General features: G+C 34.8%; 12 protein-coding genes. 10 read left to right on the forward strand and 2 right to left on the reverse strand.

Annotated elements, in window-relative coordinates; translation table 11 throughout:
* Window positions 1–269 precede the first annotated feature (269 nt).
* On the reverse strand, window positions 270–1,085 hold the full coding sequence (locus tag L8T27_RS24980) for a Cof-type HAD-IIB family hydrolase (RefSeq protein ID WP_233317294.1): 816 nt from the start codon (window positions 1,083–1,085) through the stop codon (window positions 270–272).
* A gap of 192 nt (window positions 1,086–1,277) precedes the next feature.
* Between L8T27_RS24980 and L8T27_RS24985 the strand changes: the two genes are divergently transcribed.
* The 6 genes from L8T27_RS24985 to L8T27_RS25015 all read left to right on the forward strand — a co-directional run bounded on the left by L8T27_RS24985 (window position 1,278) and on the right by L8T27_RS25015 (window position 8,964).
* The gene (locus L8T27_RS24985; RefSeq protein ID WP_237943635.1) at window positions 1,278–2,177 is read left to right on the forward strand and encodes an AraC family transcriptional regulator; all 900 of its coding nucleotides are present in this window, start codon (window positions 1,278–1,280) and stop codon (window positions 2,175–2,177) included.
* A gap of 444 nt (window positions 2,178–2,621) precedes the next feature.
* On the forward strand, window positions 2,622–4,004 hold the full coding sequence (locus L8T27_RS24990) for an MATE family efflux transporter (RefSeq protein WP_233317260.1): 1,383 nt from the start codon (window positions 2,622–2,624) through the stop codon (window positions 4,002–4,004).
* Between the two features lie 31 nt (window positions 4,005–4,035).
* Window positions 4,036–4,656 carry a sugar O-acetyltransferase gene (locus tag L8T27_RS28845; RefSeq protein WP_282581451.1) on the forward strand — a complete coding sequence of 207 codons (621 nt, stop codon included), beginning with the start codon at window positions 4,036–4,038 and terminating at the stop codon, window positions 4,654–4,656.
* A 115-nt stretch (window positions 4,657–4,771) separates the two neighbouring features.
* Window positions 4,772–5,488 carry a GntR family transcriptional regulator gene (locus tag L8T27_RS25005; RefSeq protein WP_237943637.1) on the forward strand — a complete coding sequence of 239 codons (717 nt, stop codon included), beginning with the start codon at window positions 4,772–4,774 and terminating at the stop codon, window positions 5,486–5,488.
* A gap of 171 nt (window positions 5,489–5,659) precedes the next feature.
* Window positions 5,660–5,941: an HPr family phosphocarrier protein gene (locus tag L8T27_RS25010; RefSeq protein ID WP_233317258.1), complete on the forward strand. Its 282-nt coding sequence runs from the start codon at window positions 5,660–5,662 to the stop codon at window positions 5,939–5,941.
* Between the two features lie 365 nt (window positions 5,942–6,306).
* Window positions 6,307–8,964 carry a beta-glucosidase gene (locus tag L8T27_RS25015; RefSeq protein WP_237943647.1) on the forward strand — a complete coding sequence of 886 codons (2,658 nt, stop codon included), beginning with the start codon at window positions 6,307–6,309 and terminating at the stop codon, window positions 8,962–8,964.
* 282 nt (window positions 8,965–9,246) lie between these two features.
* Here L8T27_RS25015 and L8T27_RS25020 read toward each other — a convergent pair whose 3' ends face one another.
* Window positions 9,247–10,512 (reverse strand): helix-turn-helix domain-containing protein, encoded by a 1,266-nt coding sequence (locus tag L8T27_RS25020; RefSeq protein ID WP_237943648.1) that lies wholly within the window; start codon window positions 10,510–10,512, stop codon window positions 9,247–9,249.
* Window positions 10,513–10,856: 344 nt separating this feature from the next.
* Between L8T27_RS25020 and L8T27_RS25025 the strand changes: the two genes are divergently transcribed.
* The 4 genes from L8T27_RS25025 (at window position 10,857) to L8T27_RS25040 (ending at window position 16,085) form a co-directional block, all read left to right on the forward strand.
* Entirely contained in the window at window positions 10,857–12,167 is a 1,311-nt protein-coding gene (locus tag L8T27_RS25025; protein ID WP_237943657.1) for an ABC transporter substrate-binding protein, read from the forward strand.
* A gap of 133 nt (window positions 12,168–12,300) precedes the next feature.
* A complete protein-coding gene (locus tag L8T27_RS25030) occupies window positions 12,301–13,155 on the forward strand; it encodes a carbohydrate ABC transporter permease (RefSeq protein ID WP_237944204.1) in 855 nt (284 codons plus the stop codon).
* A complete protein-coding gene (locus tag L8T27_RS25035; RefSeq protein ID WP_237943658.1) occupies window positions 13,155–13,982 on the forward strand; it encodes a carbohydrate ABC transporter permease in 828 nt (275 codons plus the stop codon). The genes L8T27_RS25030 and L8T27_RS25035 overlap by 1 nt, the downstream gene beginning before the upstream one ends.
* A 51-nt stretch (window positions 13,983–14,033) precedes the next feature.
* Window positions 14,034–16,085, forward strand: coding sequence for a beta-galactosidase (locus L8T27_RS25040; RefSeq protein ID WP_237943659.1), 2,052 nt, complete (start codon window positions 14,034–14,036; stop codon window positions 16,083–16,085).
* Window positions 16,086–16,281 lie beyond the last annotated feature (196 nt).

Here is a 16,281-nt window from a genome sequence, read left to right on the forward strand (position 1 = left end):
AAAGGGTATATTCCTATGTGAGGGTTCTGTTTTTATTCAAAGCTTAATTAAACTATATCATCTCCAATATTCCAAATGATGGTGAAAAGGCTATTCTTAAAGCATATACAGTAGTAGGCTAGTTAAAAGCAGTTTTAGAAATTACTTATATGATTTTTACAAGCCCAAATGAATGAAGGCAACTTTCAAAATCTGTGTCCAGTAGAATCCGAAACACAGATCATAAAAGTTGCCTAAATATAAATTGTAGTTATGTTACTTATCTAGTTTTATTTAAAATATTTATTTAATGTATAAGCAATTCCGTCTTCTTCATTTGAACGCGTAACTTCATCAGCTACAGCTTTTAAATCGTCTACGGCATTAGCCATCGCAACTCCGATACCAGCATATTCGACCATAGTAGCGTCATTATGTCCATCTCCGAAAGCAATCATCTCTTCTTTTTTGTATCCTCTAGGAATTAGCACTGTATCTAATGCTTTTGCTTTATCAATTCCTTGAGCAGTAAATTCAAAGTAAAAGGGAGCTGTAAACACACAATTTAACGTATCTTTGAAAGGCTCCATCATCTCTTTGTAATGTTTCTGAAGATAATCATCAGATCCTGCAGTTAGGATTTTATTTAGTGGATAATCAGCAAATGCCGCCAAATCATCTACTTCACATAGTTTATATTTACCACCACGGGATTCGTATTTCATTATGTTAATATCATTACCATTATACTTTATTTCATTATTGAAGACATCAGTTACATACATATAGTTATCTTTATCAATCATAGGAATTACTTCAAATTTTTTCATATGCTCAAGCACGGCTTGACCTTGTTCAACAGTCATTGTTTCATTAAATAATACTTCATTGGTTTCACAATCCACGACTTTAGAACCGTTAAAAGAAACTAAAAGTCCATGATGCTTTTCCATTTCTAATTCTTTCGCAAAATCCATTAATCCAGATGTTGGTCTACCAGAAGCAAGAACTAAGATTGCTCCAGCTTTTTGTGCCTTTAGTAAAACCTCTTTTGTTTCTGCAGATATCGCTTTTTCATTATTCGTTAATGTACCATCCACATCCATAATAATTACTTTAATATCATTCACAATTGAATCCTCCCTTGAATTTACCGTATAAGTATTATTTATAATATCTTATATTTATTATCTCTTTATCAGTTCTCTTTCAATAGCAATATTATATTATTTATACTTGCGTTTTCCATCAAAATTGGGTTTAATATTATCAAAATCGTATTTTCTTTGGAGGCAATCATGAATTCAGTATTGGAAATATTTTCGGATTCATCTGAACGAGTAAACTATAATATACCTGATTTCCCTTTATATGTGCGAAAAGGAAGATTACTTTACTTTGATAAATATGTTGCACCAAGTCATTGGCATTCCGATTTAGAATTTATTTTAGTACTTGAAGGTTCTATGGAATATTTTGTGAATGGTCATACGGTTAGTATTGAAAAGGGAAATGGTATTTTTGTAAATAGTAAGCGTATGCATTATGGTTATTCTAACAATATGAATGATTGCCACTTTATTGTTGTAGTTATTCATCCTATATTGCTTGGTGAGCACACTCAAGTAGGAAAAGTCTACCTCGAGGAAAAATTCGGATTATCTACTGAAGACTATATATTATTGAATGAACAAGTTCAATGGCAACAAGAAGCACTGACGAAATTAAATGAAATATATGAAGAAATGCATGAAAACGCAAATCCACTTCGTTTAAATGCACAAGTTATGTCTCTTTGTGCAAATATAGGAGACCATATACAAAAAGTCCCTAGGAACCATGTTGATGACAATTCCTGGGGGACAGTCTGGAAAATGACAAATTTTATTCATGAACATTATGAAGAAAAAATAACACTGGATGACATTGCGTTTGCTGGCAATGTTTGTAGAAGTATATGCTGTAATTTATTTAGTAAATATATTGAACAAACTCCCAATAATTATCTAATAGGCTATCGAATTCAAAAAAGTTGCGAAATGCTAAAAGAAACAAATAGATCTATCAGTGAAATTGCAATTGCGTGTGGTTTTCAAAGTGGAAGTTATTTTTCCTATACTTTCCGTAAGAAAATGGGCTATGGGCCACAGGATTATCGAAAGCAAATTACAATAGCCAATCCTAGTTCTATTTACTAAAGTTATAATTTAAAATGTTCTAATGTATTTTGTCACATCTAATTCAGAAGTAAGAATGAGGCTGAGTTATAAGTATGTAAATCTGCATAAAAACCGAACTATTTTATCGTTTTTGATAATTAGTTCGGTTTTTTGTGTATTCGGTGTTAATACAATAATTAAAAATCTTAGTAGAATGGATGGGAGCGTTATGAAATGAACTAATTTTAAAGCCATATCCCAAATTTAGCTGAAATTACATTATTCGTGTTTAGATAGGTTATATATTGTTTTGTCTCAAACACTATTTTTATACATTTTATGTACAAGACCTAAGTAGAAATATAAGGGACCATTCTTATGAAATACACGATTTCGAAAGAATGATATTTGATTTTGATGGAAGTAATCTATGTAAACATATACAATTTATTTATATTTAAAATAAGAAAGACGGGGTGTGAAGTGTCAAAACAAGAAAAGAAATCAAATAGTGAATTTAATCGTACCCTTAATCGTTCCTTGTTTTCGTTAGTATTACCAATAGCATTTCAAAATTTAATTTCAGCAGCTGCCATTGCGGTAGATGTTATAATGCTTGGTGTCATTAATCAATCTGTAATGTCTGCCGTATCACTTGCGGGACAAGTAACTTTTGTATTGTCGCTATTTTATATGGGTATTTCAACTGGAGCAGGTATACTCACGGCTCAATATTGGGGAAGGAATGACGTAAATGTAATTCAACGGGTATTTAGCATTACTAGTATTTTTTCACTGAGTATATCGATAATATTTTTTGTGTTTTCGTTTTGCTTTCCCGAAGTGCTAATGCGATTACTTACAAATGATACGGAGTTAATTTACTATGGAAAGATCTTTTTGCGTACTGTGTCGTTTTCGTATATCGCAATGGGACTATCTCAGGTTTATTTTAGCGTGATAAAAAGTATGGAGAACGCACGATTCAGTGCATGGATTAGTTCCATTTGTCTTTTTCTTAATATCGGCTTAAATGCACTTTGTGTTTATGTATTCTTTCCGGGTATGCCGGAAAAGGCCATTACAGGGGTAGCTGCGGCAACTGTATGTGCTAAGTTCGTAGAGCTTGGATGTTGTATCATTCATTCAATCAGATACAGCCAAGTTAAATTTCACCTACCATTAAAAGATAAGATTAATCGTCAGTTACGTAAAGACTTTCTAAAATATACAATTCCTATACAAGCTAATTATTTTGTATGGGGCGGTGGCTTAACAGTTGCTACATCCATAATCGGACATGTAAGTGCTGATATGGTTGCGGCAAACTCTATCGCAACCGTAGTTAGAAACTTAGCAGTTGTGTTTTGTGCAGGTATCTCTAGCGGAGGTGCTGTGCTTATTGGAAAATATTTAGGAAGCAATGACACAGTGATGGCAATAAAAGCATCCAAAAGAATCAATTTATATGCATTGCTTTTAGGTATTGTAGCAGGCGGGACTATATTGGTGATAAAGCCATTGGTGTTCCTTATTGTAGACCTAAACGTTAATGCCCAATCATACTTAGATGGAATGTTATATGTATGCGCTTACTATTGTATTGGTAAGTCCATTAATTCAACAATCATTGGGGGTTTTTTTCCAGCTGGAGGAGATGCGAAATTTGGGCTTTGGTGTGATATTGTTGTAATGTGGATTATAGTATTGCCATTAGGCTATTTGAGTGCATTTGTGTGGAATTTACACCCTATATTACTGTATGCGGTACTCAATTTAGATGAAATTCTCAAGCTGCCGTTGGCTGTATATCGTTATAGTCAATATAGATGGGTTAAAAATATTACAAGAGATGTGGCATCATAATGAATAATAGAATGAAAAGGAGAAATGACATATGACAATGAGAGAAAGAATCCATTCAGGAAAGTTATTTACTGATTATTGTGAAGGATTACCAGAAGATAGGATGCAAGCTAAAAGAAGAATGATGGAATTTAATGCAACAAGACCAGATGCATTAGCAGACCGAGTTCAAATAATGGCAGAAATATTCGGTAAGGAAACTAAAGCATGGATTGAACCACCATTTTATTTTTGCTATGGCACAAATATTGAAATTGGAGAAGGTACTTACATTAATTTTAATTGTAATTTTGTTGATGACACGAAAATTATCATTGGAAAAAAAGTATTGTTTGGTCCGGCCGTAACAATTGCTACTGTTGGCCATCCAATCAATCCTAATTACAGAGAGTATATGTATGCTGAACCAGTAAAAATCGAAGATAACTGTTGGATTGGAGCAGGAAGTATCATATGTCCAGGGGTAACCATTGGTGAAAACAGTGTTATAGGGGCTGGAAGCGTAGTGACAAAAGATATTCCAGCTAACTCAGTTGCTGTTGGTAATCCTTGCAAAGTAATGCGAACAATAAATGAACATGATATGGAATACTACTATAAGGACAGAAAAATAACACAACAAGACTTAGATGAGGAAGCAAGCTTAAGGTAGTGTAAGATAAGCTAGGTAAAACGAGTGAGCAGTGAGTGGCGAAAAAAATTTTCCCACTCACATAAAAAAAATCTGCATTATATAATATTACATCGTTGTAAAAGCGAGGATCATAATGTTGAAATATCAGTATATTGCTTTGGAAATGGAAAGGTATATTACAGAAAATGCATTACAACAAGGAGACAAGTTACCTATAATTGAAACGTTAATAAGTCACTATAAGGTTAGCAAAAGTACTATTATAAAAGCACTTAAACTGTTGGAGGACAAAGGAATTGTTTTTTTGGTGAGAGGAAGTGGGATTTTTGTAAGAGGCCAAAGCAGACAAGGTTATTTTAATCTATTGCCATCCCAGAAATTTCAACAAGTTAATCATAATAGTTCTCCTGCTTTGCAAAAAGTAGTCGGCATGGAAATAGTAAGTGCATTACCAGAGGTTGCAGATGCTCTTGATATAGACAAATACTCAAAAGTATATTCCGTAAAGTTAGTTCATTATATGGAAAAGCAAGTGTTATGCACGGAACAAGTGTTTTATAATAAGGATATTATTTCTTATCTGGACAAAGAAATAGTTTCTAATTCAATTAATAATTATTTGAAAGACGTCTTAGGATTAAAAATAGGATTTCCTGATATTTATATAAATTTGGATAAACTGAACTCTGAAGAAGCAAGTTTTTTTGGATTGAAATTAGGGGATCCAAAGCTGTGTAAAGAAATCATTTACCATCTTACAAGTGGGCAGCCATTCTGTTACTCAAAAGCAATATATCATTATAAACAAGCTAAATTCGTTATTAAAGGAAATAGTTTTAATTCCATATGATTTATGTTAAGTCAAAAATACATAAATAATTGATTTTTAAAATGAATAATTTCACTTTTTTAATTCGTTTAATAAGTTGCTAATGATGAAAGTCCCACTTGATAAGGGATAAAAGATATTTGATTAGTTGAAAGGAATACTCAAAATTAATTTGTGTTTGAGGTGCAGATTATGTTGAGAAGTCAGGTTATTGTTAATCTTCCAAGAGGACTACAGGCAAGAAACACATGTTATTTTGTTGCAATTGCTTCTTTGTTTGATTGTAAAATACATATTATTTATAAGGGAGTTACTAGTGGGATTGATTTAATGGATATTATGAATTTAAATGTTTTGGAGAAAGACGAAATAATTTTAGTTGCCAATGGAAAAGATGAACAGAAAGCTATTTCCACTTTGGAGAAATTTTTTAACGAAGGAAAGTTGGATAATAACTCCTTAATCATACCATAGCTGCACTTGGAAATGATAATAAATCATTAAGAATCCCTGTTCAGAGAAATGAATGAACTCTGTATAAACTCAACCGTCAATAAGCGATGATGAGTTTAGATTGAATTTAATATTAGTTGAATAATTTTCTTATCGTACATTTTATAGCCAAAATGTACGATTTTTTTATTTTATTGGAATGTTATTATTTTCTATATTTTAGGGGAAATTATCTCAGATTCGATGATTTGGAATGATGAATAATGTAGCCTATTCATTACTACAAAATTCTGCTCTTAGGACTATAAGGCATTAGATCTAGAAAATCATAGTTATATAGGAGAAGAACGTTGAAATTACTAAAAATAATAAAAAGGAGTGGGATAATGGCCGATTTTTCAGTAGTGAGACGCAAGTTGATGAAAGTCATGATTCTTTTCGCGATGATTCTTAGTCTTTCAACATTACCTTTAAATGCATTTGCCAAAGAGTTTCCGTGGATGAACAAAGGTCTTTCTGCTGAAGAAAGAGCTCGTACTTTAGTCGGAAAAATGTCATTGGAGGATAAGGTAGACTTTATTACCGGAAACGTCAACAGTGATTACGGATTTTATAATCAGGGATTAGCAAAATACGGCATACCAGCCTTACAAATGGCAGATGGACCAGTTGGAGTCCGCATAGCTAATCCTGAAATTCAAAATAGACAATCAACTGCCTTGCCTTCTGCAATAAGCCTTGCAGCAACATGGAATATAGAGACTGCAAAAGAATATGGAAACCTGATTGGGAATGAAGCTTTTAATACGACGCATAATGTTATGCTTGGTCCTGGACTTGACATTGCCCGCATTCCTTTCGGCGCAAGAAACTTTGAATCTTTCGGTGAAGATCCATATTTGCAAGGACAAATGGCAACAAGCTATGTGAATGCTCTTCAAAGTAATAGTGTTTTGGCGACAGCCAAGCATTATTTATTGAATAATCAAGAGAAAGACCGCTTTACGATTGACTCTCAAGCAAGTGCGCGAGCAATAAATGAAATCTATGCAAGACCATTTGCAAGCATCATTGAAAATGCTGATTTAGGAAGTGTCATGTGTTCATATAATAAGGTCAATGGTATTCATGCTTGCAATAATGTTGATTTACTAGCAGGTCTACTTAGAGAACGCTTAAACTATCAAGGATTTGTCATGAGTGACTACGGAGCTAATAACAGCACAGTTGATTCTATTAATGCCGGACTTGATTTAGAAACACCGGGAGAGCCTTCTGGAGTATGGGGAAATAAGCTTCTACAGGCTGTATATGAAGGGAAAGTAAAAAAAGAGACAATTAATCAAAGTGCTTATCGAATTCTTTACCAAATGTTTAAAAAAGGTTTATTTGATAACCCCACGCAGAACAATCCAATTGATATAAAAGCCCATGGGGAAATAGCTCGTAAAATCGCTGCTGAGACAATGGTATTGTTGCAAAATAAGAAGGATGTTTTACCATTAAATACACAAAAGCTGAAGTCAATTGCGGTCATTGGACCTGACGCGGATAATGCTTCAGCAGCTGGCGGAGGGAGTTCTCTTGTTAATCCTACTTATACAGTAAGTCCGCTAGAGGGTATAAAGAGACGTGCAGGAGCAAATGTACAAGTTGAATATGAGGCAGGGACAGATCCAGTTAATACCGGTGATATTTTTCCTGGGCCTGATGCAGTTCCTTCTTCTTTCTTATTGCCAGCTGCAGGTTCAAAAGAGAATGGTTTAACAGCTGAATACTGGTCGAATGAGAATATGGAAGGAAATCCAGAATTTAAACATACCGCTAAACAAGTTAGCTTAAATCTTGGTTTCTATAATTATAAAGGTTTTAACGCACAATCAACTAAGTTAGACAAACTGCCAACTAGCTTAAATGGCAAGATGTCTGCAAGATATACCGGTGTAATAAATGTACCGAAAACAGATAAATACACCTTATCTACGACAAGTTATGGATCGAGTAAAGTGTATATTGATGGAAAGTTAGTGATTGATAATGCTGGTGAAGAACTGAAAACAGTACAACAGACAATTTCTTTGGAAGCAAACAGAAATCATAATTTGAAAATAGAGTATAAAACAGACTACAAAGAGGCTCCTGGATATAAGAATGGCGGACAATTACGCTTTGGATGGAAAGCTTCAGACAAAATTATTGACAAAAATATCAAGCGTGCCGTTAACTTAGCGGAAAAATCAGATGTAGCGGTTATTGTAACAAGAACGTATGATAGCGAAGGTTACATAGATCGGTCAGATATGGAACTGCCTAATAACCAATCACAATTAATTAAAGAAGTCGCAAAGGTAAATAGAAATGTCGTGGTTGTTAATGAAAGTGGGATTGCTGTAAAGATGGGTGACTGGAAAGATAAGGTCGCTTCTATTGTACAAGCATGGTATCCAGGTCAGGAACAAGGAAATGCTATAGCTGATGTATTATTCGGAGATGTTAATCCTTCTGGAAAGCTGCCAGTCACATTTCCTGTCGATGAAGACTCAACACCTGTTTCTACGGAAGAACAATATCCTGGAATTAATAAAGTTATAAAATATACAGAAGATATATTTGTCGGTTATCGTGGCTATGAACAAGCTGGCATTAAAGCAGCTTTCTCCTTTGGACATGGTTTATCCTACACTAAATTCGATTATGAAAATTTAAAAACAAAGGTTAAAAATTCGTCAGAATCCACTGATCCAATGGTTGAAGTTACTTTCAATATAATAAATACAGGTAGGGTGACTGGCTCTGAAGTAGTACAAGTATACATTGGTAAACTTCCTGCTAACATAGAGACATCTCCCAAACAATTAGCAGGATTTAAAAAAATTGAACTAAAGCCTGGGAACGAAAAGAAAGTAAGAATGAAACTCGATTCAAAAGCCTTCTCTTATTATGATGAAAAGAAAAACAAATGGATCTTTCCTTCAGGAGAAGTAGCTATATATGTAGGCAGCTCTTCAAGTGATATTCGTCTAGCAGGAAGTGTAACTATCTAAAGCGAAATCAATTTAAAAAGATAAAAAAGTCCAAATTGAGGGAAGGTGTTATCTTTTATCATTTAACGCTTAAGTAAATTTGGCAGCAAAACCGTCTAATCCTTGATATATAGGGGGTTAGACGGTTGTTTTTTTAAAGCTTTTATCGCTTCCGTACAAAGTTTTTTTGATTAATTTATTGCTGTATGTCACTGCCGCTACAGAAAAAAATCCAGTTCTTAAGAGACATTATGTATCTCTATGAATGATCCGCAATATTAAAAGAGAGAATGCTAATTTGAATCAGAAATTAAGATTTTTCTCCTTTCCGATGTTATTTTTCATGTATTGCTTTGGTGTAAAACCTGTAAACTTTTTGAACACCTTAGTGAAATAGCTTTGATCGGTAAAATTAAGCAGGGTATATATTTCTGATAAAGAGTAATTAGAAAATATCATTAATTTTATGGCTTCATCAATTTTAGATTGCTGAATATATTCCGTAACTGAAATCCCAACCTCTTTTTTAAATAAGTTTGAAAGATATTTTGGATTCATGGAGACATAGTCAGCAAGGACAGCGAGAGAAATATTTTCGTATATATATTTAAATATGTAATGCTTGCAATCACTTATTGTTTTGGAGCTTTGCTGTCTTTTACCTTTATATACTCTTTCAGCAAAGTCCAAATAGGCACTTTCAGTAAGTGTCTCAACCTCTTTAATCGTATGAAGTTCCTCAATATCCTGAATATACTTATCTCCTAAAGTATAAGCAATTTCAGGATTTAAACCACCAGCAATTGCCGCTCGAGTAGCCAGCGTAATCCCTGCTATTTTTAAGTTCTTATGACTTCTTATTTCACACTGCTTTGACAATACTCCAAATTCAAAATCGGATCTTTGATGAAAGGCTTTATAATAGATGATTAGATCTTCTTTATTTCCATCCGTAATATATTGATATAATTTCTTTTCGGCAGCAGGGTCATGATGAAAGGAGGAGTTTTGACGTAAATCTGAAATGCTTTTGTCTGATACTTGGTGTTGATGGAAATTATCTATTGAATAGAGATTTTTTTCCGTAATGTCGTTCATGTCAAATTTTTCTTTAAATAAAACATAAGAAAGAAGAATACTTGATTTAATTAACCTCCATCTACTTATTACAGGCAAGGAATAAAAATAGTCTTTTACTTTTGGGGTGAGTTCACCTAAATCATTTGCATAAAATATGTTGGTTAACATTGCTTCTGAAGGATTTGCGAATACCGTTGGGCCTAAGAAAATTGTCCCGATGTACGTATGGTTTTCAACAATAGGAATTAGAACAAACTGTTCCTGAAATATAGTTGAACACATGATTGGAAGTGTTTTCTCTTTTTCTGATAGATTGATGCTTTTTAAATGCTCCTCATAGGAAGAAAACATTGGATTATGAGGTAGGTTAGATGAATGATTGAGTATTAATTTACCTTGTTTGTCTAGGACTGAGATTGGGATACTCGTTGTCTCATTAATTAAATTGCAGCCAAATTCCAAACCAATTTCTCTGAATGTATGATCCATTATAAAATCCCCCTTAACTATTTATAGTGAAATTTGTTAAAGCACAGTTTTACGGTTAAAAACAGGTTGCTCAAACTAGGGAGGATATGAAAGAGAAATTCGGAGAGAACGTAAGGTATCCTTTAAGAACGGACATGGAAAAGTAAGCCACTTGAAAGGAAAAGGTAAAAAAATATATTTTTAAAAATGATTAAGTACCATTTTAGTGGAAAATCTACCATAAAAATGTTCTGAATAAATATATAATTCTAACTAATCCTCCTTGTAATGCTGATTATTTTAAAATGAAAACGCATCCATTACAAGGGTATTATGTTCTAAACATTAAGGGGAGTGAGTGACAAGTGAGAAAGTATTGGTTTATTAGTTTTTTCATGATGATGTCTTTAATACTAGGTGCCTGTAGTAATAGTGCATCAAATTCCGAAGATCTGACCATTCCAGAAAACCCAGAGGATGTAAAAGGGGAAGTTACTGTATGGGCATGGGCGCTAGAAGCCAATTACTTAGAAAAAGATGTAACACCTGCGTTTAATAAGATTTATCCAAATGTAAAAGTAACAGTCGAAAATCTAGGGGTAGACCAAGTGTATCAAAAACTAAGTGCTGGATTATCAAGTGGTGGTAGTGGTTTACCTGATTTAGTCCAGGTTGAAAATAATCGTGTTCATTCATTTACTAATAAATTTCCTGATGCTTTCACAAATCTTAGTAAGCTAGGTTATAGCGAACATGAAGATAAGTTTTCGACCTCTAAGGTGGAAGGTTTGAAGGACCAAGACGGTAACATTATCGCTGCACCAAGAGACTTGGGTCCAGTAGGCGTAATTTATCGCAGAGATATTTTCGAGGAGGTAGGGATAGATCCTGAAAGTATCGAAACATGGGATGACTATATCGAAGCTGGTAAGAAAGTAGTTGCCCATACAGGCAAGGCATTTTTAGGGACTGATAGTGAGGCGCTTTTGCGGATTATGCTGCAACAACAAGGTAAATATTATTTTACGGAAGATGGAAAATTAGATCTTACTTCACCTGAAGCAGAGAAGGCCGCTGCTATCATCCAAAAGATGAAGGATGCAGGGATTATTACGTATACAACTAACTGGGATGGTCAAGTAGCTGCGATGAAAAACAGTGAGGTTGCGTCACATCCAGGGGCTGTATGGTGGAGCGGAACTATGCTAGAACAGATGCCCGAATTAGCAGGTAAGTGGGATATGTTTAGACTTCCAGCTGTTGAAGAAGGTGGAGTTAGGGCTGCAAATGATGGAGGATCTGCTTTAGCGATCCCAAGTTCGTCTGAGAATAAAGTAGCTGCTTACGTGTTTGCAGAATTTGCCACAACTGATGTGGATTCGCAAATTCTAGGATTAACAAATAGGGGGTTATTCCCATCCTTATTAGAAGCATATGATAGTCCGATCCTAACGGAAAACCAAGAGTATTTTAACAATAAACCATTCTTTAAGAATTTTTCAGATACAGTAGCAGACATTCAACCGATTAACCATGCTCCAGCTGAACTAGAGGTTAGATCAATCATGACAAGTGAATTTCAAGCGTTTTTACTAGAAGATAAAGCGGCGAAGCAAATGTTAATTGATGGGGAAAAACAATCGAAGCAGCAAATAGGAATAGAAGTCTCAGAATAAAAAAGCTAATAGACTAGGCGGACTAGTCCTCCTAGTCTAATTCTAACTATATGGAGGAGTGATGATATTGCAAACAGGTCGTTCTTTAAAAGAGGAGTCGGAAGCCGTTATACAGCCTAAAAAGAAGAAAAAGCTGCTTACCGCTAAAAGTACACCCTATTTCTTTATTGGGCCAGCTCTTCTGCTGTTTTTAGCTTTTACCGTTTATCCAATTATCGCTTCCTTCTTACTGAGCTTTAAGACAAAGGTTATGGGGGAGTTTACATTTTCTGGTTTGGCAAATTACACTAGACTGTTTAGTGACCCGCTATTTTATAAAGCTTTGGGAAATACATTCATTATTTTAATCGTCCAAGTTCCAATTATGTTGCTTATAGCAGTTATATTAGCTGTTTTCCTTAATTCAACATTACTAAAAATGAAAGGCTTTTACAGAGTAGCCTTTTTCACTCCAGCTGTTACTTCGTTAGTTGCAGCGTCTGTCATATTTGTTCTTATGTTAAATACAGATTATGGATTAATCAATTATTTATTATCCTCTATTGGGGTGGAGAAGGTTGGTTGGTTAACAGATCCATTTTGGGCAAGGGTTTCCTTAATCGTCGTAACCACCTGGAGATGGACGGGGTATAATATGGTCATTCTTCTCGCAGGGCTGCAAAGTATCCCCCACAGTCTTTATGAAGCGGCTAGTATTGATGGAGCAGGCTCCATTCGTAAATTTTTTACGATAACGATTCCACAATTAAAGCCAGTATTATTATTTACTTTCATCCTCTCCACAATTGGATCATTCCAATTGTTTGATGAACCTTATAATTTAACAAGCGGTGGACCAAACAATGCAACACTTACTTTAACCTACTACTTATACAACCAGGCCTTTGGTTACTTTGACTTTGGGTATGCTTCTGCGATTGCTTATGTCATTGTAATATTTATTGCATTCTTTTCTTGGATTCAATTTAAAGTAGTGAGGGATGACTAATGGGAAATCATAAATTGCTGAAAAAAACTTCTTTACACATTTTTCTACTAATAGGGGTTGTCATATCTCTAGCTCCTTTTTATTGGATGGTGGTAGGAGCTACTAACCCATCTGGGGACGTGTTATCCTTTCCACCTAAACTGGTGCCAGGAGATTATTTATTTGAGAACTATAAAAACTTAAGTGAATCAATTGATATTGTTCAAGCAGTTCTTAATTCATCTGTCATTTCCATTATTTATGTACTTATGAGTTTATTAGTCTGTTCGACAGCAGGATATGCTTTTGCTAAATATAAATTTAAAGGAAATAATCTGATTTTTGCATCCTTCCTGCTTGCGATGATGATTCCATATCAAGCAACAATCATTCCATTATTCCAAGTATTTGGTTCATTAGATTGGATTAACACCTACCGAGCTGTTCTATTACCACAAATTTGCTATCCTTTTGCCATTTTTTTGATAAGGCAAAATATGAAGGGTATTCCAGATTCATTGTTAGAAGCAGCTAGGATAGATGGGGCAGGGGAATTGTATATATTTTTTAGAATAGTGTTACCAACCATGAAGCCTACTTTGGCTGCAGTCAGTATTTTCTTGTTTACACACCAATGGAATAATTTTATGTGGCCATTAATTGTCATGACAACACAAGAAAACTATACACTGCCTGTTGCGTTATCTACCCTTGCAGGACTTAATTCTATCGATTATGGACAATTGATGTTAGGCACAACTATTTCTGTACTTCCAATTATGATAGTTTTCCTCCTTCTTCAAAAGCACTTTGTATCGGGGATTCTTGGAGGGTCTATTAAGGAATAGAAGGAGTTATGATTTTATGTAAGATAAAATTAAATCTATGGAGGAATAAATATGGAGAAAAGATTAGTAGAAAATAAATTAAAGCTTGGTGTATGCTACTATCCGGAGCATTGGTCAGAGGACCTATGGGAGGACGATTTTAAGCGCATGAAAGACCTAGGTATCACTTATGTTCGTATGGGGGAATTTGCTTGGACAATATTTGAACCGGAAGAAGGGACTTTTTCCTTTGATTTATTTGATCGAGCAGTAGCTAAGGCTCATGAATTTGGATTAAGTGTCATTATGGGAACACCAACAGCAACCCCTCCAGCTTGGCTAACTGAGAAGTATCCTGACGTACTAAATGTTGCTCAAGACGGTATTTCCTATCAACATGGTGCACGACGCCACTATAATTACAACTCGGAAAATTATCGAAAGCTATCATCGATAATTGTTACCCAAATGGCTCAACATTACGGCAGCAACCCAGCGATCGTAGGATGGCAAATCGATAACGAGTTAAATTGTGAAATTGATGTGTTTTATTCAGAAGCAGATCACCATGCGTTTAGAAAATGGGCAAAAGAGAAGTATAAAACACTGGATAACTTAAATAGTGCCTGGGGAACAGTATTTTGGAACCAAACATATACGAGCTGGAATCAAGTTTATTTAACTCGTAAAACTGTGCCGAATTCACCTAACCCTCATCATATGCTGGATGAAAAACGGTTTATTTCTGACAGTGCCATATCTTATGCTGCATTACAAGCAGACATTTTACGTAAACATGCACCGAATCATTGGATTACAACGAACGGTATGTTCAAGCATATAGATAATCATAGAATGACAAATGAAATACTTGATTTCTATGCCTATGATTCTTATCCAAACTTCGGAAGGGTAATCGAAGACCACTCAGAAAAGCCGTTGCGAGACAGAAAATGGAGCTGGAATTTAAGTGTTGTAAGAAGTATTTCACCAAACTATGCTATTTTTGAACAACAATCTGGTTCTGGTGGATGGACAACGAGACTTGAACAGCCCTCTCCAAAGCCAGGTCAGCTAAGACTTTGGACTTATCAATCTATCGCTCATGGTGCAGATATGGTGATGTATTTTAGATGGAGAACGGCTACAAAAGGAACGGAAATATATTGGCATGGAATCAATGACTATCATAATCAACCAAACCGCCGTGTAAAAGAGGTTGAACAGGTCAGCAGCGAGGTGCAGCAAATTGGGGAGAAGATAGCAGGTTCCTCTTATCAAGCAGAAGCTGCTTTAATTTCGAATTATGATAATGAATGGGATGGAGAGTTTGATCAATGGCATGGGCCATATGCTACTAAAAGTAAGGATGCATGGATTAAAGCTTTTCAATATAATCATATCCCAGTAGATGCCTTTAACCTGCATTCAGAAACTACAGTTGATGATTTAAAGAAATATAAAGTATTAATTTATCCACATGCCGCAATTGTCACCAAGCAACAAGCTAATCTATTTAGTGAATATGTTCAGCAAGGCGGAAATATTATTTTCGGATGCCGTTCAGGCTATAAAGATGAAACGGGTCAAACATATATGAAGGAATTCCCAGGATATCTTGCTGACTTGGTGGGCATAACAGTAGAAGAGTTTACGAGAGTTGCTCCTTTTGAACAGGTACCGAGCATTAACTTTAAAGGAGCACATGATATTGAGGCGAATGATTTCAACGAAGTCCTGCAACTACAAGAAGATGTAGAGGTAATCAGTACATTCGCGGGCGCACATTTTGAAGGAAAACCAGCTTTAGTCAAACGTAATGATGGATTAGGTAGTAGTTATTATTATGGTGGAGTATTTAATTTAGACTTGGCTTCCCTATTAATCAATGAATTTGAACTTAATAGCTATCAAGACAAATTTAAGCTGCCTGAAGAAATTGAGCTAGCTATTCGACAAAAGGATGGGAATGACTATACATTCTTATTAAACTATTCTGATAAACCACAAGAAATTGTTGTCAAAAAAGAGTTTAGAAATATGTTAACAGGTAATCAAGTATGTGGTGGGGTTACTTTAAAGCCTTATGGTGTATTGGTGCTGGAATCGAAGAATACCAAATAAGCTAATCATTGTTGGGAATATTAAATATAAATAATAACTTATTTGGTAGGGGAGCTTCATTAACGTTAGCAAGTGATTCGAAGTGACTCCTATGTCAATTGGCTGCTTACTGGGGCTTGAGTTCGATTTTTAATTGGACTCATGCCTTTTTAATTCCCTTAAATTCATATGTGATTAAATTGGGATAGAAAATTAC

The organism is Niallia sp. Man26, assembly GCF_022049065.2.
In the GTDB taxonomy this organism is placed as follows: Bacteria; Bacillota; Bacilli; order Bacillales; family Cytobacillaceae; genus Niallia.